The following is a 17,519-nucleotide window of genomic DNA, read 5'->3' on the forward strand; positions in this document are numbered from 1 at the left end:
CCGGGTCCAGGGGCGCGGTGCCGCATGCGAGGTGCGGCTGCCGCCGCGTGGGCGCGACCCGCCACGACGAACCCGCGGCCGGGTGCTACGGAAGCCCCCACGGCACCCGGCCGCCCACCAGCGCGTCGACCTGCGCCCCACCGGACTCCGCCACCACCTCCTCGACCGTCTGCGCCCGGCGTACCACCGCGAAGGAGACCCGTCCCCGCCCACCCGGCGCGAATCCGTAAACGGCGGGCCGTACAAGCGAGTTGTAGGCGTAGTGGTGCGCGAAGTAGTACGCCCCCGTGTCCAGCGCCGCCGCGAAGTCCCCCTGCTCCAGCAGCGGCAGCGCGCACCCCTCGGCCAGCAGGTCGCCCGAGAAGCACGCCGGTCCGGCCACGTCCTGCACCACGGCCGGACCCTCCTTCGGACGCCCCTCGGCGTCGTACCCGGCGATCCTCAGCGGCCAGGCCCCCGGCGCGTACACCGTCCGCGTCGCCACCTGCACGCCCGCGTGCGTGACCGCCACCGGCCTGCCGCCCGCGCGCTTGGTGTATTCGACCCGCGCCACGACCGTCCCGTGCTTCGCCAGCAGTGACCGCCCGAACTCCGTCACCAGTCCGTACCGCCCGTCGAACAGACCGGGCACCTCCTCGGCCAGCATCCGCGCGTACTGCGCGTACGTCGGCGTCGTCGCGTCCGACGCGAAGTTCACCGGCAGCCCGCCGCCGATGTCGAGCGTGTCGATCTGCCGCCGCCCGGCCCGCCGGTTGATCTCCTCCGCCAGCTCGTACGTCTCCGCCACGCCCCGCGCCATCAGGGACAGCGGGACCCCCTGGGACCCCGTGTGCGCGTGCAGCCGGGTCAGCCACGGCCGGTCCAGATACGCCCCTACGACCCACTCCCGGGCACCCTCGTCGCGCAGCGCCACCCCGAACTTCGACGTCGCCGTGGCCGTCGACGTCGCCTCGATGGAACCGCCGCCGATCTGCGGGTTCACCCGGATCCCGAGCGGGGAGCGGCTGGCGGCGGACCTCATCAGGGCGTCGATGCGCTCCAGCTCCTGCGGATTGTCCGCGTTGACGGCGATGCCCAGCGCCAGCGCCTCGCGCAGCTCCGCGGGCGTCTTGGCCGGCGAGTCCAGCACCGTCATCTCCGGGCCCAGCCCCGCCGCCCGCGCCAGTGCCAGCTCGCCCGGGCTCGCCACCTCCGCGCCGACGCCCTCCTCGCGCAGCAGCCGCAGCACCGGCACCAGCGGGGTCGCCTTCACCGCGAAGGCGTGCAGCACGGGCGTGCCCGGCGCGACGACCGCGTCGAACGCGGCCCGCAGCTCCGCCGCCGACTCCCGGATGCCGGTGACGTCCAGCAGCCCGACGAGGGGGCTGCCGGGCCCGAGCAGCCCCTGCTCCACGGCGGCCCGCACCGCCTCGTGCCGCCGCGCCGCGCGCCTGGCCCCGGTGTGGTCCGTCTCTTCCGCCTCGATGTGTGCGCCCATGCATCCAGCCAAACATCCACGACAGCGCCGCGCCGACGCCTCGACGTATTGACTAGCTCTATTCAGATGGCCAGGATGTGAATAGTCGCAGCAACAATGACCCGCGGCAACACCCGCCGGGAGCACCACGCACCCACCAGGAGGCCGACCATGTCAGGACCCCGCCCCGTCCGAGCACCGCGCGGCACGGAACGAAGCGCCCTGGGATGGCAGCAGGAAGCCGCCCTGCGCATGCTCCAGAACAACCTCGACCCGGAGGTCGCCGAGCACCCCGACAAGCTCGTCGTCTACGGCGGCACCGGCAAGGCGGCCCGCGACTGGCGCTCCTTCGACGCGATGGTGCGCACGCTCAAGGGGCTGAAGCAGGACGAGACCATGCTGGTCCAGTCCGGCCGGCCCGTCGGCGTCATGCAGACCCACGAGTGGGCCCCGCGCGTCCTCATCGCCAACTCCAACCTCGTCGGCGACTGGGCGAACTGGGAGGAGTTCCGCCGCCTGGAGGCCCTCGGCCTGACCATGTACGGGCAGATGACGGCCGGCTCCTGGATCTACATCGGCACCCAGGGCATCCTCCAGGGCACCTACGAGACCTTCTCCGCCGTCGCCGCGAAGAAGTTCGGCGGCAGCCTGGCCGGGACGATCACACTGACCGCCGGCCTCGGCGGGATGGGCGGCGCCCAGCCGCTCGCCGTGACGATGAACGACGGTGTGGCGATCTGTGTCGACTGCGACCCGCGTGCGATCGAACGGCGCATCGAACACCGCTATCTGGATGTGCGAGCCGACTCCCTGGACCACGCGCTGCGGCTCGCCGTGGAGGCTCGTGACGCCCGCCGCCCGCTGTCCATCGGCGTCCTCGGCAACGCCGCCGAGCTGGTGCCGCAACTGCTCGCCATGGGCGCTCCGGTCGACATCGTCACCGACCAGACCTCGGCCCACGACCCGCTGGCCTATCTGCCCCTCGGCACCGCCTTCGAGGACATGGCCGACGCCGCCGCCAAGGACCCGGCCGGCTTCACCGCCCGGGCCCGCGAGTCCATGGCCCGGCACGTCGAGTCCATGGTCGGCTTCATGGACGCGGGCGCGGAGGTCTTCGACTACGGCAACTCCATCCGCGGCGAGGCGCAACTCGCCGGATACGAGCGGGCCTTCGCCTTCCCCGGCTTCGTCCCCGCCTACATCCGCCCGCTGTTCTGCGAAGGCAAGGGACCCTTCCGCTGGGCCGCCCTGTCCGGCGAGGCCTCCGACATCGCCAAGACCGACAAGGCGATCCTCGACCTCTTCCCGGAGAACGAGTCCCTGGCCCGCTGGATCCGCATGGCCGGTGAACGCGTCCACTTCCAGGGCCTGCCCGCCCGCATCTGCTGGCTCGGCTACGGCGAGCGGGACAAGGCCGGTGAGCGGTTCAACGAGATGGTCGCGAGCGGGGAGCTGGCCGCGCCGGTCGTCATCGGCCGCGACCATCTCGACTGCGGCTCCGTCGCCTCCCCCTACCGGGAGACCGAGGCCATGCTCGACGGGTCCGACGCGATCGCCGACTGGCCGCTGCTGAACGCGATGGTGAACGTGGCGTCCGGGGCGTCCTGGGTGTCCCTGCACCACGGGGGCGGGGTCGGTATGGGGCGCTCGATCCACGCGGGACAGGTCACGGTGGCCGACGGTACGAAGCTTGCCGGCGAGAAGATCCGGCGGGTGCTGACGAACGACCCGGGCATGGGGGTCATCCGGCATGTGGACGCCGGGTACGACATCGCGGAGACGGTGGCTGAGGAGAAGGGCGTCCGTGTTCCGATGCGTGAAGGTGACTCGGCGTGACTCGTGACGGCAACCCTCCGGTAGGGGCTGGTGCATCGTCGCCGTCCGCGGATTCGGCTGTGCCCACCCTCCCCCAAGCTCTCGGCTCCGCTCGAACAGGGGGGACCCCCATCGCCCCGCGGAACGACGGCCCACAGCCTGTACCGCCTGGCGGCTCGCAGCCTGGTGCTGCCGGCGCCTCCTTCCACCAGATGTGGCGCGAGCTGCTGCCCATCGGCCGCCACCCCGCCTCCAACGGCTACCGCCGATTCGCCTGGACCGGTGCCGACGGCGACTGCCGGGCCTGGTTCGAAGAGCAAGCCGCTGCCCGAGGACTGCGCTACGAGGCCGACCGCAACGGGAACCAGTGGGCCTGGCTCGGTGACCCCGCCGCCGGGGACGCCGTCGTCACCGGGTCGCATCTGGACTCCGTGCCGGACGGCGGCGCCTTCGACGGGCCCCTCGGCGTCGTGTCCGCCTTCGCCGCGCTGGACGAACTGCGCGGCCGGGACGCGCGGTTCACCCGGCCCCTCGGCATCGTGAACTTCGGTGACGAGGAAGGCGCCCGGTTCGGGCTCGCCTGTGTCGGGTCCCGGCTCACCGCCGGGCAGCTCACCCGCGAGCAGGCGCACCGGCTCACCGACGGCGAGGGCGTGACGCTGCCCCGGGCCATGGAGGCCGCCGGACACGACCCGGACGCCATCGGACCCGACCCCGAGCGGCTCGCCCGCATCGGTGCCTTCGTCGAACTGCACGTCGAGCAGGGCCGGGCCCTCGACCTGTCCGGCGACCGGGTCGGCATCGCCAGCGCGATCTGGCCGCACGGCCGCTGGCGGTTCGACTTCGCCGGCGAGGCCAACCACGCCGGCACCACCCGGCTCGCCGACCGGCGCGACCCCATGCTGTCCTACGCCCAGACCGTCATCGCGGCCCGCCGCGAGGCCGAACTCGCCGGAGCCGTCGCCACCTTCGGCAAGATCGCCGTCGAGCCGAACGGCGTCAACGCCATCCCCTCCCTGGTGCGCGGCTGGCTCGACTCGCGCGCCGCCGACCAGGACAGCCTGGACGCCGTGGTCGCCGGCGTCGAGAAGGCGGCCGCGGAGTACGCCGCCGCCCACGGTGTCGACCTCGCCGTCGTGCGCGAGTCGTTCACCCCCGTCGTCGAGTTCGACCACGCCCTGCGCGACGAACTCGCCAGCATCCTCGGCAAGGACACCGGCCTCACCGTCCCCGTCCTCGGCACCGGCGCCGGACACGACGCCGGGATCCTGTCCGGGAGCATCCCGACCGCCATGCTGTTCGTGCGCAACCCCACCGGTGTCTCCCACTCACCGGCCGAATCCGCCACCGAGGACGACTGCGTGGCCGGGGTACTCGCCCTCGCCGACGTACTGGAAGGACTGGCGTGCAGGTGACCACCGCAGCCACGCGCACGTACTGGCTGGAGCACGCCTGGCTCGGCACCCACGTCGAGCCGGGCGTGACCCTGGACGTCCGGGACGGCCGCATCGCCGCCGTCCGCCCGGGCACCCCCGCCCCGCCCCCCGGCGCCGAGGTCCTGCGCGGCCTCACCCTCCCCGGCCTCGCCAACGCCCACAGCCACGCCTTCCACCGCGCCCTGCGCGGCACCGCCCAGGTCGGCTCCGGCACCTTCTGGACCTGGCGCGAGGTCATGTACGCCACGGCCGCCGGGCTCACCCCGGACAGCTACCACGCCCTCGCCCGCGCCGTGTACGCCGAGATGGCCCTGGCCGGCATCACGGCCGTCGGCGAGTTCCACTACGTCCACCACGCCGTCGGCGGCACCCCCTACGCCGACCCCAACGCGATGGGCGAGGCCCTCATCGCGGCCGCCGCCGAAGCCGGGATCCGCATCACCCTCCTCGACACCGCCTACCTCTCCTCCGGCTTCGGACAGCCGCCCACCACCCCCCAGCTCCGCTTCTCCGACGGCACGGCGGACGCCTGGGCCGAACGCTGTTCAGTTCTCAAGGAACGAGATCACGCGCGGATCGGAGCGGCCATCCACTCCGTGCGGGCCGTGCCCGCCGACCAGCTGGCGACCGTCGCGCGGTGGGCCGAGGAGCGGCGGGCCCCGCTCCATGTGCACCTGTCGGAACAGACGGCCGAGAACGACGCCTGCCGGGAGGCCCACGGTCGCACCCCCACCCGGCTCCTGGCGGACCACGGCGTCCTCGGCCCGCGCACCACCGGCGTCCACAACACCCACCTGACCGCCGACGACATCTGCCTCATCGGCGGCAGCGGCACCGGCACCTGCATGTGCCCCACCACCGAGCGGGACCTCGCCGACGGCATCGGACCCGCCGCCGCCCTTCAGCAGGCGGGCTCGCCGCTCTCGCTCGGCTCCGACAGCCACGCCGTGATCGACCTGCTCGAAGAGGCGCGCGCCATGGAGCTGAACGAGCGCCTGCGCACCCGAACCCGAGGCCACTGGACGGCGGCAGCCCTCCTGCGGGCCGCCTCGCCGGACGGGCACGCGGCGCTCGGCTGGGAGGACGCGGGCGCCCTGGAGCCCGGCGCGCTCGCCGACTTCACGACGATCGCGCTCGACTCGGTCAGGACGGCAGGGCCGCTTCCGCGGCTCGGGGCCGAGACGGCCGTATTCGCCGCGTCGGCAGCGGACGTGTCGCATACGGTCGTGGGAGGCCGGCACGTCGTACGGGACGGGGTGCACTCGCTCGTACCGGATGTGCCGCGAGCCCTCGCGGACGCCGTCGAAGCCCTGCGCGGATGACCCCGAGCCGCCCCTTCGAGCGGTCGGCCCCCGCACCCGACCCCACCGCCGACCAGGCCACCGAGGACGCCATGAGCAACGCGACGACCGTCAGCCCCGCCCACTCCGCGAGCACCGCGAGCACACTCATCACCAACATCGCAGCCCTGGTCACCAACGACCCCTCCCTCGGTGACAATTCCCCCCTCGGACTGGTCCAGGACGCGGCCGTCGTCATCGAAGGCGACCGCATCGCGTGGACCGGTGATCAAAGCAAAGCACCCGCCACTGACAATCGGGTCGACGCCGGCGGCCGGGCGGTCCTCCCCGGCTTCGTCGACTCCCACTCCCACCTCGTCTTCGCGGGCGACCGGACGCAGGAGTTCAACGCCCGCATGTCGGGGCGGCCGTACAGCGCGGGCGGCATCCGCACGACCGTCGCGGCCACCCGAGCCGCGACGGACGGGGAACTGGAAGCCAACGTCACCCGTTACCTCGCCGAGGCCCTCCGCCAGGGCACGACCACCTTCGAGACGAAGTCCGGCTACGGCCTCACGGTCGAGGACGAGGCCCGGGCCCTGCGCGTCGCCGCCGCCCACACCGACGAGGTCACCTACCTCGGCGCCCACATCGTCGCCCCCGAGTTCGCCGAGGACCCGGCCGCCTACGTCGCCCTGGTCACGGGCGAGATGCTCGACGCCTGCGCGCCGCACGCCCGCTGGATCGACGTCTTCTGCGAGCAGGGCGCCTTCGACGGCGACCAGGCCCGCGCGATCCTCACCGCCGGCCAGGCCCGCGGCCTGCACCCCCGTATCCACGCCAACCAGCTCTCCTACGGCCCGGGCGTGCGGCTGGCGGTCGAACTCGACGCGGCCAGCGCCGACCACTGCACGCACCTGACGGACGATGACGTCGACGCCCTGGCGAACAGCAGCACGGTCGCCACCCTCCTGCCCGGCGCCGAGTTCTCCACCCGCGCCGCGTGGCCGGATGCCCGCCGTCTCCTCGACGCGGGTGTCACCGTGGCCCTGTCCACCGACTGCAACCCGGGCTCGTCCTTCACCTCGTCCGTCCCGTTCTGCGTCGCGCTCGCCGTACGGGACATGGGCATGACCCCGGACGAGGCCGTCTGGTCGGCCACCGCGGGCGGCGCCGCGGCCCTGCGGCGCACCGACATCGGCCGCCTCACCCCGGGCGCGTACGCCGACCTGACGCTTCTCGACGCCCCGAGCCACGTCCACCTGGCCTACCGGCCCGGCGTCCCGCTGGTCACCGGAGTCTGGCGGCGCGGCGAGCGGGTGCTCTGACCGAGGAAGGCGCACCAAAGCGAAGTTGACGATCCGCCACATCAACCTGCTTCGCACATGACATCCCGGCGCGACCGCGCGAAGCGGCTGGTGAGGGAGCAGCGGACGCACTGAGGCCCGCAGGAAACGCACTCGGGGGCGGACCGTTCGGTCCGCCCCCGAAAGACAGCGTCACCGGGCACAGCGTCGTGCGGCGAGGATCACTCCGCGGAGGATCTCCTCGGGATCACTCCTCGACGGTCAGCCCCTTGCGCAGCCGTACCAGCGTGCGCGAGAGCAGCCGCGAGACGTGCATCTGGGAGATGCCCAGTTCCTCGCCGATCTCCGACTGGGTCATGCCCGCGACGAAGCGCAGCGAAAGGATCTTCCGGTCACGCGGCGGAAGTTCGGCTATCAGCGGCTTCAAGGACTCGACGTACTCGATGCCTTCGAGCCCGTGGTCCTCGTAGCCGATGCGGTCCGCGAGCGCGCCCTCGGAGTCGTCCTCCTCCGGCTGGGCGTCCAGCGAGGAGGCGGTGTAGGCGTTCGACGCGGCCATGCCCTCGACGACCTCGTCGTTGGAGATGCCGAGGCGCTCGGCCAGTTCGGTCACCGTCGGGGCGCGGTCCAGCTTCTGGGCCAGCTCGTCACCGGCCTTGGCCAGGTCGAGCCGCAGCTCCTGGAGCCGCCGCGGAACGCGCACCGACCACGAGGTGTCGCGGAAGAAGCGCTTGATCTCGCCGACGATGGTCGGCATCGCGAATGTGGGGAACTCGACACCCCGAGACAGCTCGAAGCGGTCGATCGCCTTGATCAGGCCGATGGTGCCGACCTGGATGATGTCCTCCATCGGCTCGCTGCGGGAGCGGAACCGGGAGGCGGCGAACTTGACCAGTGCGAGGTTCAGTTCGACGAGCGTGTTGCGGACGTACGAGTACTCGTGGGTGCCTTCCTCCAGCGACTCGAGGCGCTCGAAGAGGGTCTTGGACAGGGCCCGTGCGTCGACCGCGTCGACTTCCTCGTACGGGGGGATGTCCGGAAGTCCGGCGAGAAGGTCGTCCTGTGTGACGAGCATCTCGTCCTGCTCGATGGGATCCAGATGTTCCGGAGGGGGTGTCGACGTCGCTTTCTGGGTACGCGATGCGTCGAGCCGGGGTGACATGATGTCCTCCATCGTTCTCGGCATAAGGCTGCCGGAGCCGTAAGGTGCACTGCGGTGTGCGGCGCCTCCAAAGCCGGCCGTGTCGGGTACGTGTCCTTACTAGGCCTACCCGCTTTCCCGAGCCCACCGCAAGTGCGTTCTGTGGGCATATGTCCGTTTGTGTGTAGTTGTTCGGGTGTCGAAGCGTGGCGGGAAGGCGTAGTGTTCGAGGGCGTCAGCAGCAGTCACGACGTCGGGAGAGAGAGACGGCATGGACCGCGGGACAGTCGGCAGCGCACAGTCTGGCCGGCTTCTGGTGGAGGTGCGGGAAGAGGGCTCTAGTGCCGTCGTGACCCCGGCGGGTGAGCTGGATCACCACACCGCCGATCTGTTGCGTGAGCCACTCGAGGACTGCCTCGCCAAGGGATTCAAGCGCCTGGTCATCGACTGCGCGCGGCTCGAGTTCTGCGACTCCACGGGGCTCAACGTGCTCCTGGGCGCCCGGCTGAAGGCCGAGGCCGCGGGCGGTGGCGTGACACTCGCCGGGATGCAGCCGGTAGTGGCACGCGTGTTCGAGATTACTGGTGCGGATGCGGTCTTCAGCGTCCATGACACCCTTGAGGCGGCCTTGGCCGACGAGTCGGGCTGACCGGCGTTGCGTGGGCGCGCCGAGCCTCGGTCATCCTCTTGTGACTCCTCCTGTGACCGGTGTCCTGTCCCCGTCATGCCTTTCGCGCCGAATACGGGGGTGTTCCCCCGGTCCGCCCGGGCAGGAGACATCCTGGAACGGTCGGCCGCCAGGGCGGCTGGGGCGTCGCGAAACCGTCGTGCCGCGCACTGCGTGACTGACTGTGGAATGAATTTTTTGAATCGTGAACTGGTGAATCGGTGAGGTGAAGCGCTGATGAGCACCACCCGGCCCTACTCGCCGGGCGACCGCGGGCCGGAGCCCAGCGGCGCTTCCGGGGCGTCCGAGGGTGGCGTGCCGGCGGGCGGTGCGTCCGGCGAGGGCGTGGCCGCGCCGTCCGGAGCCGCGGCACCGCCGGGGGGCCGGCAGGTGCGCCGGCTGAGCTTCGACGGGGCGAGCGGTGTCGTCCCGCTCGCCCGCGACTTCGCCCGCCAGGCGCTGTACGCGTGGGGCTGGCTGCCGGCCGCGTCCGCGGACCGGCGGGCCGCCGCCGAGGACGTCCTGCTCGTCGTCTCCGAGCTGGTCACCAATGCCTGTCTGCACGCCGAGGGGCCGGACCAGCTGTGGATCACCTGCGACAACAAGGTGATCCGCATCGAGGTCGCCGACCGGGGCACCGGCCAGCCGTCGCCCCGCACCCCGCACCGGGCCGGCCGCCCGGGCGGTCACGGCATGTTCATCGTCCAGCGGCTGTGCCTGGACTGGGGCGTCGTCCGCTCACCGGGAGTCGCCGGCAAGACGGTGTGGGCCGAACTGGGGGCTCCTGCCTGATCCGGGGCGCTGAGAGCGCGCCCGGTGGCGGCTTCGGCTGTTTCCTGAGTGCCCGTCCGGGGGCGGGCTCGGGCTGTTTCTTGGGTGCCCGTCCGGGGGCGGGCTCGGGCTGTTTCTTGGGTGCTCGTGCGGGTGGTGGGTTTCGGCGGTTTTCGGGTGCCTGTCCACGTGGGGCTTCGGCTGTTTCGCGGGTGGCCGTGCGGCTGCGGCTACTTCTCGGACGATTGGCCGGGCGCGGGCTCCGCGCGCTCCCCGAGGGCGATCGGCCGGGCGTGACTTCGGCTGTTTCCCGGGTGATCGTGCGGGGGCGGACTCCGGACCCTTTCCGCACGGCCGTTCGGGTGAAGGGGCGTGATCGGGCAGTTCGCGGGGCGACTGCGCGGCTTGCTCGGTTGCCTGACTGCCCGTTGCCCGGCTGGCCGCGCTGCCCGGCCGCTCCGCTCGTCGGCTGCCCGGCTGCCCGGCTGCCCGGCTGCCCCGTGGCCCGCTGCCTCGTTGCCCGGCCGCCGCGCTGGCCTCCGCCCGGCCGCCCCGTTGCCCCGCTGCCCGCTGGCCTCCGCCCGGCCGCTCCGCTCATCGGCTGCCCGACCGCCCCGTTACCCCGCTGCCCGTTACCCCGCTGCCCGCTGCCTCGTTGCCCGGCCGCCTCGCTGGCCCCGCTGCCCGGCCGCCCGGCCGCCCCGCTCGTCGGCTGCCCGACCGCCCAAGCGCCCAAGCGCCCGACCGCCTCGCTGGCCCCGTGACCGGCTGCCCCGCTCGCTGGCCGCCCGCCCGGCCGCCCCGCTGGCCCATGCCCGGCCGCCCAATCGCCCAGCCGCCCCCCTGTCCGGCTGCCCCGCTCGCAGGCCCACCGCCCGACCGCCCCTGGTCCCCACGGAACTCCCCGCCCCCCGATCCCCACGCAACCCCCGCCGCACATCCCCCCGCCCCTCACCCACCACACCCCGGATCGCCACAGATCCGGCCCGCACTGTCTCTTCCTTCCTCAACGCCCCGGGCGTACCTTGACGGCCCGATCTGATGCGCCGTCAGGAAACAGGAAGGGGAGCGGCTCCGTGTCGTACCGGAATCGAACCGCCGCACTCGCGTCCGCCGCGGCCCTGGCCGGCTCGGCGGTGTTGATGGCCGCCCCCATGGCCCGGGCCGAGGTCGTCGACGTCAACTACCAGTGCAAGACGCCGATCGGCGACAAGAGCGCCGTCTCGCCCATCGACATCAAGGGCGTCAAGAGCGGCACCGGCTACCGGATCACCATGTCGTGGCAGAAGGGCGTCTCCTCCAGCCCGGTCGAACTGGGCAAGGGCGCGATGACCCCGAGCGCCACCATCGCCCTGGGCGGCGCGGACAGCGGCACCCTGACGGTGACGGGCCCCGCCAACGACGCCGCGATCCCCGCCAACACGCCGATCAAGATCAACGACCTGAGCGGCACGTACACGCCGAAGAAGAGCGGCGAGGTCACCTTCACGGCCGGTGTGCTCACCATCAAGGCGCTCGGCACGACGACCACCTGCACGCCGACGAACGACCCGGGCCCGTCCCTGACCCTCGACGTCACGGCTGCGAGCGGCGGCGGCGCCACCGGCTCCACCCAGGGCGGCGGCTCGGGCGCGGGCTCCGGCTCCGGCGACGAGCTCCCGCAGACCGGCCCGGAGGACTCGGCCGTCGCCCTCGGCACCCTCGGCGGAACCGTCCTGCTCGCCGGTGCGGCGGGCGCGCTGTGGCTGACACGACGCCACCAGGGGGCGGGTGTACGGGCTTCACGGACCCACTGAGCCACTGAGCGCCCGCCCGCACGCCCCCAGGCCCGCCCGCACGTACGACCGCTGGAGCCGCCGATGCCGTACGTCGCCCGTGTTCCGTACCTGCCACTGCGTCTCCTGCTGCCCCTCCTGCTGGTTCTCCTGCCGGGCGTGGCGGGCGCCGGGCCCGCCGGGGCGGCGGAGCGGCCGGTCGTCGAGCTGTCCAGGGCCCAGGCCGGGACGGGCGGCTCGGTCACCGTCACCGGCAGCGGCTGGCGTCCGCGTGCCCTGCTGACGCTGCTGGTCTGCGGGCAGGCGGAGCCGTCCCGGGGCGTGAGGGGCGGCACCAACTCCTGCGCCAACGCAGACGGCCGGGCCGTCACCACCGGCGCCGACGGGCGCTTCCGCCGCGAACTGCCCGTCGTGGAACCGCCCGTGCCGTGCCCCTGCGTGGTGCACGTGGCGACGGTGACGGGGGCCGGGGCCGAGGCCGACGCGGCCCTCCGGGTCGCCGGGCACGCGGTCGAGCCGCTGCCCGCCGACCGGGCCGGCGGACGGCTGTCCCTGCTCGCGGACACCCGCCTGCGGGGCTCCAGCGGGCTGCTGACCTGGTTCGGCTCCCCGCCCGCCCGGACCCTCGTGGTCACCGTCGGGAACGTCGGGACGTCCCCCGTGAAGGACCCCGTCTTCCAGGTCGGCACCTCCCACGGCGTGTTCGCCCCGCAGTGGCAGGACCAGCGCTGGCGCGGCACGATCCGGCCCGGTGGCAAGGCGCGCGTCGAACTCCCGGTGGAGCTCGCGGGCGGGGCGCACGGCGACTACACGGTGTCCCTGAAGTACGGCGGCAAGGTCCTCGCGGAACAGCCCTGGGGCGTGGGCCGCCCGTGGGGCGTGACCCTGTTCTGGGTCCTGGTCTGCCTGGTCGTCCCGGCGGCGGTGTTCCGCGCCGGCCTGGCCGTCGTGGACCACGTCCGCCCCCGCCACCCCGTCCACGCGGCCCGCCCGCCCCGCCGCCGCCCGCGCAGGCGCCCGCGCCTGCCCGCCGCACGCCGGTCCCCGGCCCTGCCGTGGGTCTCCCCGGACGCCGAACCGCCGAGTTCGACGAGGACGTGAGGCGACGACCTGGGACAAGAAGGGCCGCCGCACCCCGAAAGGTGCGGCGGCCCGTTCGTCAGGGTCCGGTGCGACGGCTCAGTGGACGTCGCCCATCAGCGCCTTGACCTTCCTGCGGTACATGTACACCGCGCCGCCCGCCAGCGCGGCGAGGACCGCCTCCGCCGCGACCGCGCCCGTGCCGCTCAGGTCGACGCCGCCGACGGCCGGGTTGGACAGCAGACCCGTCACCGAGTCGCCCGCCGTGACCGCGAGGAACCAGACGCCCATCATCTGGCTGGCGTACTTGGCCGGGGCCATCTTCGTCGTCACCGACAGGCCGACCGGCGAAAGGCACAGCTCACCGACCGTCTGGATCAGGTAGATGCCCACCAGCCACATCGGGCTGACCAGCGTGTCACCGCCGGCCGTGCCCAGCGGCAGCAGGAAGAAGAAGAACGAGACCCCGATGAAGAACAGCGCCGCGGCGAACTTGGCGACCGTGCTCGGCTCCTTGCCCTTGCGGTTCAGCCACAGCCAGAACCAGGCGAAGACCGGGGCCAGGGCCATGATGAACACCGGGTTCAGCGACTGGTACCAGGACGACGGGAAGTCGAAGCCGAGCAGCGAGCCGGAGGCCTTCGTCTCACCGAACGCCTGGACCGTGGAGCCACCCTGGTCGTAGATCATCCAGAAGGCGGCCGCCGCGACGAAGAACCAGATGTAGCCGGTCATCTTCGACTGCTCGACCCCGCTGAGCTCCTTGTCCCGCTTGATCCGGATCAGCACGCCGGCCGGGATGACCAGGCCGATCACCGTGAGCGGGATCATCGCCCAGTTGAGCGTGAAGTGGCCGGTGAGGCCGACGACGCCGTAGAAGACGACCGCGACGGCCAGCCAGAGCAGGCCCTTGCGCAGCCAGGACGAGCGCTCCTCGGCCGCCAGCGGCTTGGGCACGACGTTGCTTCGCGGGCTCAGGTTCCGGGTGCCGACGAGGAAGGCGACGAGGCCGATGCCCATACCGACCGCGGCCAGACCGAAGCCGAGGTGCCAGCTCACCTGCTGGCCGACCGTGCCGATGATCAGCGGCGCGAAGAAGGCACCCATGTTGATGCCCATGTAGAAGATCGTGAAGCCGCCGTCACGGCGCGGGTCGTCCGGGCCGTCGTAGAGGTGGCCGACCATGGTGGAGATGTTGGCCTTGAGCAGGCCGGAGCCCAGTGCCACCAGGGCCAGGCCGGCGAAGAAGGGCGCCTGGCCGCCGGGCAGGGCCAGCACCAGGTGACCGGCCATGATCGTGACGGCCGCGATCGCCACGGTCTTGCGCGGACCCCAGACCCGGTCGCCGAGCCAGCCGCCGGGCATGGCGAGCAGGTACACCATCGACAGGTAGACCGAGTAGATCGCCGTCGTCGTGGCGAGGTCCATGCCGAGACCGCCGCCCATGCTGCCCTTCTTGGCGTCGGGCCCGCCGGAGAGCAGGTACACGACGAGCAGGGCTCGCATGCCGTAGAAGCTGAACCGCTCCCACATCTCGGTCATGAACAAAGTGGCCAGTCCGCGGGGGTGGCCGAAGAAGGTCCTCTCGGAGCCGGGGATGCCCGGGCGGGCCGGGTCCTTCGTCAGGCTGGACGCCATGGTCGTTCCTTGCTGGTCGGGACGCGCTCCGCTGACAGCGGTCGGTGCGCCCGGGGGGAGCTGCCGGCACCGGTTCGTACGGCCGTCCGCCCGACGCCTACGGGGGTCCGCTCCGGGTGACGGAGCGGTGGGCGGTCGCCACCGGGATCCACGCCTCTACGCGCGTATCCGCACGACGAGGCCCGGCCACAGGTCGTTTGGGGTCGGGGGGCCGCTGAGGCGGCCCGCGCACGACCCCGCACACAAAAGAGACCTCCAGGGGCAAACAGCCTCCGAAGGTCGCCATGGTGCTACAGGCGTTGATTCACCATACGGCAGGACACCGCCGTATATGGAAGGACTTGAGACACGGATCACAGGTGTCGGGGGAACTGTAAGCACTATTTCCAAGGTCTTTACCAGGATCACACCCCACAGGCAGAGGTCTGGGCGTCTACCCGCACACCGTAAGAACCGGATGTGCCACGGGTAAGAATCAAGGCTTCCGGTCACACCCCAGCTCAGGGGCCCGCAGGTCTACCATCACCTCATGACCCGTGTACTGCTCGCCGAGGACGACGCGTCCATCTCGGAGCCTCTCGCCCGTGCTCTGCGCCGGGAGGGCTACGAGGTCGAGGTGCGTGAGGACGGACCCACCGCGCTCGACGCCGGAATGCAGGGTGGCGTCGACCTGGTCGTGCTCGACCTGGGCCTGCCCGGCATGGACGGTCTGGAGGTGGCCCGCCGCCTGCGTGGCGAAGGCCACAGCATCCCGATCCTCATCCTGACCGCGCGCGCCGACGAGGTGGACACCGTCGTCGGGCTCGACGCGGGCGCCGACGACTACGTCACCAAGCCCTTCCGGCTCGCCGAGCTGCTCGCCCGCGTCCGCGCGCTGCTGCGCCGCGGCGCAGCCGAGCCGCAGCAGCCGCCCGCCACCCACGGCGTGCGGATCGACGTCGAGTCGCACCGCGCCTGGATGGGCGAGGAGGAGCTCCAGCTCACCGCCAAGGAGTTCGACCTGCTGCGGGTGCTGGTGCGCGACGCGGGCCGGGTCGTCACCCGCGACCAGCTGATGCGCGAGGTCTGGGACACCACCTGGTGGTCCTCGACCAAGACCCTCGACATGCACATCTCCTGGCTGCGCAAGAAGCTCGGCGACGACGCGGCCAACCCCCGGTACATCGCCACGGTGCGCGGTGTGGGCTTCCGTTTCGAGAAGAGCTGAGCCGCGGGACAGGCACGGGTAGGTACGGGTAACGGGACATGCGCCGTCGACTGATCCAGTCCACGCTCGCCGTGGTGCTCGTCGTGATCGCCGTCTTCGGCGTCTCCCTCGTCATCGTCGAGACCAGGACGATCAGCAACAGCGCCCAGGAGCGGGTGGAGTCCGAGGCGGTCCGGCTGGCCAGCATCGTCGACAGCCGGCTCTTCGGGGCGCAGCAGGTCGACGCGGAGGTGCTGCGCGACCAGATCACGCAGAACCGCTACTACGCGGTGATCCGGATCCCCGGGGAGGCGCCCATCGAGGTCGGCTCCCAGCCGTCCGGTGAGGTGATCAGCGCGAGCGCGCCCGGCGAGGAGGGCGAGACGGTCACCGTCCAGGAGCCGCGCTCCTCGGTGACCCGCGAGGTCGGCCGCACCCTGCTGATCATCGCGCTCGTGGCGCTGCTCGCGGTGGTGGCCGCGGTGCTGCTGGCCGTCCGCCAGGCGAACCGGCTGGCGTCGCCGCTGACCGACCTCGCGGAGACGGCCGAGCGGCTCGGCTCGGGCGATCCGCGCCCGCGCCACAAGCGGTACGGCGTGCCCGAGCTGGACCGGGTCGCGGACGTGCTGGACGGTTCGGCCGAGCGCATCGCGCGCATGCTCACCGCCGAGCGGCGGCTGGCCGCGGACGCCTCCCACCAGCTGCGGACGCCGCTCACCGCGCTGTCCATGCGGCTGGAGGAGATCACCCTCACCGACGACCCGGACACGGTGAAGGAAGAGGCGACGATCGCGCTGACCCAGGTCGAGCGGCTCACGGACGTCGTCGAGCGGCTGCTGACGAACTCCCGCGACCCGCGCACCGGTTCCGCCGTCACCTTCGACCTCGACGAGGTCATCCAGCAGCAGCTGGCCGAGTGGCGCCCCGCCTACCGCAGCGCGGGCCGGGCGATCGTCAGCTCCGGCAAGCGGCACCTGGAGGCCGTCGGCACACCGGGAGCGGTCGCGCAGGTGCTGGCCGCGCTGATCGAGAACTCCCTGATGCACGGCGGCGGCACGGTGGCGCTGCGCACCCGCGTCACCGGCAACCAGGCCGTCATCGAGGTCACGGACGAGGGCCCCGGGGTCCCCGCCGATCTCGGCGCCCGGATCTTCGAGCGGGCCATCAGCGGCCGCAACTCCACGGGCATCGGCCTGGCCGTGGCCCGCGACCTGGCGGAAGCGGACGGCGGGCGTCTGGAGATGCTCCAGACCAAGCCCCCGGTGTTCGGCCTGTTCCTGTCCCGCACGCCCGTCCGCAAGTCCCTCGGCGACGAGGACGAGCCGATGATCCGCTGACGCGCGCGGCCGGAAAGCGCGGAAGGGGCCTACGGCACCCGCTGCCCCGCCGCCCGCCGCTCCCCGGCCGGTTCGCCCGTCAGGATCGATTCGGCGTCCGCCACCGCCTCACGGGCCGGAAGGGCGCGGAACACCCAGCTGCGGTACGACCAGAAGCGGAACAGCGTGGCGACGCCGATGCCGACGAACTTGAAGATGTTGTTCTGCAGCGGGGTGTCCCAGCCGAAGCCGTAGGTGGCCGCGTACAGGATGCCGTTCTCGATGACCAGCCCGATCGCGCTGAACAGCAGGAACAGCGTCATCTCCCGCGTACGGCGGCTCTTGTCGCGGTCGCGGTAGGTGAAGTAGCGGAAGCCGACGTAGTTGAAGACGATCGCCACGACGGTCGCGATGACGCTCGCGCGCACCACCTGGAGGTCGGTGACATGCCGTACCAGGTTGAACACGAGGAGGTTGACGAGCACCCCGGCACCGCCCACCGCGCCGAACTTGGCGACTTCGTGGACGACCCGTCGGAGCCGCGAGGCACCATGTCCCATGGTCGTGCAGGCCCCCGTCCGTGGTTGGCGTCAACCCAGCCATGCTAACCACCCTCCAGCGCGATCTTCCTGTGGGCGGCGGTGGACGGCC

Annotated in this window: 14 protein-coding genes; 10 read left to right on the forward strand and 4 right to left on the reverse strand. The window is 72.3% G+C overall.

Annotation, left to right across the window (positions count from 1 at the left end):
* Positions 1-85: 85 nt before the first annotated feature.
* Entirely contained in the window at positions 86-1,477 is a 1,392-nt protein-coding gene (locus tag ACFZDA_RS11405; RefSeq protein ID WP_391078378.1) for a diaminopimelate decarboxylase, read from the reverse strand.
* Positions 1,478-1,627: 150 nt separating this feature from the next.
* On the opposite strand from ACFZDA_RS11405, the gene hutU reads away from it, so the two are divergent.
* The 4 genes from hutU to hutI all read left to right on the forward strand — a co-directional run bounded on the left by hutU (position 1,628) and on the right by hutI (position 7,315).
* A complete protein-coding gene (gene hutU / locus ACFZDA_RS11410; RefSeq protein WP_391078381.1) occupies positions 1,628-3,292 on the forward strand; it encodes a urocanate hydratase in 1,665 nt (554 codons plus the stop codon).
* Positions 3,293-3,483: 191 nt separating this feature from the next.
* A complete protein-coding gene (locus ACFZDA_RS11415) occupies positions 3,484-4,686 on the forward strand; it encodes an allantoate amidohydrolase (protein WP_391078384.1) in 1,203 nt (400 codons plus the stop codon).
* Positions 4,677-6,029: a formimidoylglutamate deiminase gene (locus tag ACFZDA_RS11420; RefSeq protein ID WP_391078385.1), complete on the forward strand. Its 1,353-nt coding sequence runs from the start codon at positions 4,677-4,679 to the stop codon at positions 6,027-6,029. The genes ACFZDA_RS11415 and ACFZDA_RS11420 overlap by 10 nt, the downstream gene beginning before the upstream one ends.
* Positions 6,026-7,315 carry an imidazolonepropionase gene (gene hutI, locus ACFZDA_RS11425; RefSeq protein WP_391078387.1) on the forward strand — a complete coding sequence of 430 codons (1,290 nt, stop codon included), beginning with the start codon at positions 6,026-6,028 and terminating at the stop codon, positions 7,313-7,315. The genes ACFZDA_RS11420 and hutI overlap by 4 nt, the downstream gene beginning before the upstream one ends.
* 226 nt (positions 7,316-7,541) lie before the next feature.
* On the opposite strand, the gene ACFZDA_RS11430 is transcribed toward hutI, so the two are convergent.
* Positions 7,542-8,468, reverse strand: a complete 927-nt coding sequence (locus ACFZDA_RS11430) for an RNA polymerase sigma factor SigF (protein WP_274816783.1) — start codon at positions 8,466-8,468, stop codon at positions 7,542-7,544.
* A gap of 238 nt (positions 8,469-8,706) precedes the next feature.
* Between ACFZDA_RS11430 and ACFZDA_RS11435 the strand changes: the two genes are divergently transcribed.
* From ACFZDA_RS11435 to ACFZDA_RS11450, 4 genes are all read left to right on the forward strand, one after another.
* On the forward strand, positions 8,707-9,084 hold the full coding sequence (locus tag ACFZDA_RS11435) for an STAS domain-containing protein (protein WP_030242586.1): 378 nt from the start codon (positions 8,707-8,709) through the stop codon (positions 9,082-9,084).
* A gap of 255 nt (positions 9,085-9,339) precedes the next feature.
* The gene (locus tag ACFZDA_RS11440; RefSeq protein WP_391078391.1) at positions 9,340-9,894 is read left to right on the forward strand and encodes an ATP-binding protein; all 555 of its coding nucleotides are present in this window, start codon (positions 9,340-9,342) and stop codon (positions 9,892-9,894) included.
* Positions 9,895-10,949: 1,055 nt separating this feature from the next.
* A complete protein-coding gene (locus ACFZDA_RS11445; RefSeq protein WP_391078394.1) occupies positions 10,950-11,669 on the forward strand; it encodes an LPXTG cell wall anchor domain-containing protein in 720 nt (239 codons plus the stop codon).
* Between the two features lie 63 nt (positions 11,670-11,732).
* Positions 11,733-12,749, forward strand: coding sequence for a hypothetical protein (locus tag ACFZDA_RS11450; RefSeq protein WP_391078397.1), 1,017 nt, complete (start codon positions 11,733-11,735; stop codon positions 12,747-12,749).
* A gap of 78 nt (positions 12,750-12,827) precedes the next feature.
* Here ACFZDA_RS11450 and ACFZDA_RS11455 read toward each other — a convergent pair whose 3' ends face one another.
* Positions 12,828-14,366: an oligopeptide:H+ symporter gene (locus tag ACFZDA_RS11455; protein ID WP_391078400.1), complete on the reverse strand. Its 1,539-nt coding sequence runs from the start codon at positions 14,364-14,366 to the stop codon at positions 12,828-12,830.
* Between the two features lie 529 nt (positions 14,367-14,895).
* Between ACFZDA_RS11455 and ACFZDA_RS11460 the strand changes: the two genes are divergently transcribed.
* Complete coding sequence (locus ACFZDA_RS11460; protein ID WP_010034575.1) at positions 14,896-15,573, forward strand: response regulator transcription factor; 678 nt, start codon at positions 14,896-14,898, stop codon at positions 15,571-15,573.
* 38 nt (positions 15,574-15,611) lie between these two features.
* The gene (locus ACFZDA_RS11465; RefSeq protein WP_391078403.1) at positions 15,612-16,889 is read left to right on the forward strand and encodes an ATP-binding protein; all 1,278 of its coding nucleotides are present in this window, start codon (positions 15,612-15,614) and stop codon (positions 16,887-16,889) included.
* A 29-nt stretch (positions 16,890-16,918) separates the two neighbouring features.
* Here the strand turns inward: ACFZDA_RS11465 and ACFZDA_RS11470 are convergent, their stop codons facing one another.
* Positions 16,919-17,428 (reverse strand): GtrA family protein, encoded by a 510-nt coding sequence (locus tag ACFZDA_RS11470; protein ID WP_391078405.1) that lies wholly within the window; start codon positions 17,426-17,428, stop codon positions 16,919-16,921.
* Between the last annotated feature and the right edge of the window lie 91 nt (positions 17,429-17,519).

The organism is Streptomyces sp. NPDC007991 (genome assembly GCF_042958445.1).
In the GTDB taxonomy this organism is placed as follows: Bacteria; Actinomycetota; Actinomycetes; order Streptomycetales; family Streptomycetaceae; genus Streptomyces.